General features: G+C 39.3%; 1 protein-coding gene. It reads left to right on the top strand.

Going from position 1 to position 1,011, the window contains the following annotated elements:
• Nucleotides 1–152: 152 nt before the first annotated feature.
• Nucleotides 153–1,004 carry an IS3 family transposase gene (locus ACSHZO_RS15875; protein ID WP_298248432.1) on the top strand — a complete coding sequence of 284 codons (852 nt, stop codon included), beginning with the start codon at nucleotides 153–155 and terminating at the stop codon, nucleotides 1,002–1,004.
• The last annotated feature ends 7 nt before the right edge of the window (nucleotides 1,005–1,011 follow it).

Here is a 1,011-nt window from a genome sequence, read left to right as displayed (position 1 = left end):
GGTGGTATGGATGCTCAACAACTCAAAGAGCTTAAATCGCTCCAGGAAGAGAATCAGCGTCTAAAGCAGATGTATGCTGATTTGAGCCTTGACCATCGTATCCTTAAAGATATTATTGAAAAAAAGCTTTAAAGCCTTGTGAACGTAAGGAATTGGCCGAGCAAGTAGTTAAGCAGGAGAAGTTGAGTATTGTGAGAGCTTGCGAGTTGGTTTGCTTAAGTCGCTCTATGTGGTATTATAAGACCAAGAGGGATGATTCTGAAGTAATAGACAAACTTACAGAAATGAGTGAGATCAAACCTAATCGAGGATTTGATTACTATTTCTACAGGATCCGATCACAAGGCTTTAAATGGAACCGGAAACGAGTCCTTCGGGTATACAGGCTTTTAAGTCTGCAATTGAGAAGGAAGAGTAAAAAGCGTCTTCCAGCTCGTGTTAAAACTCCCCTGGATCAACCTCAGGCACCAAGACAGGTATGGAGTGCAGATTTTATGAGTGATGGTCTAATGACAGGAAGAAAGTTTAGAGTATTTAACCTTATTGATGATTATAACAGAGAAGCGCTATGTACCACTCCAGCACTATCAATGCCTGCCCTACGTGTTGTGGAATATCTAAGGCAGGCCATAGAGGTTTACGGCAAACCTTTACAAATACGAGTGGATAACGGGCCAGAATTTATTTCAAAAATATTTATGTCCTACTGCGAAACTGAAGGAATCGAGATCAATTATATCCAACCAGGAAAACCATCGCAAAATGGTTACATTGAAAGGTTCAATAAAACATTTAGAGAAGACGTTTTGGACGCTTACATCTTCCGGAATTTAGAAGAAGTACAACAGATAGCTGAGGGCTTTAGAGAAGATTATAACAAATATCACCCACATAAATCAATGGGCAGAAAAAGCCCTAATCAGATCTATAAAGAATTTTCATTGGGTCTAGACCCAATGAAAAAAGAAAAATTGTGTAATTTAGAGCTGTCCGAAAACGGGTAAGTCTTCA

The organism is Christiangramia sp. 3-2217-3z, from assembly GCF_051195275.1.
Classification (GTDB): Bacteria; Bacteroidota; Bacteroidia; order Flavobacteriales; family Flavobacteriaceae; genus Christiangramia; species Christiangramia marina.
This window is presented reverse-complemented; position numbering and strand designations above follow the sequence as displayed.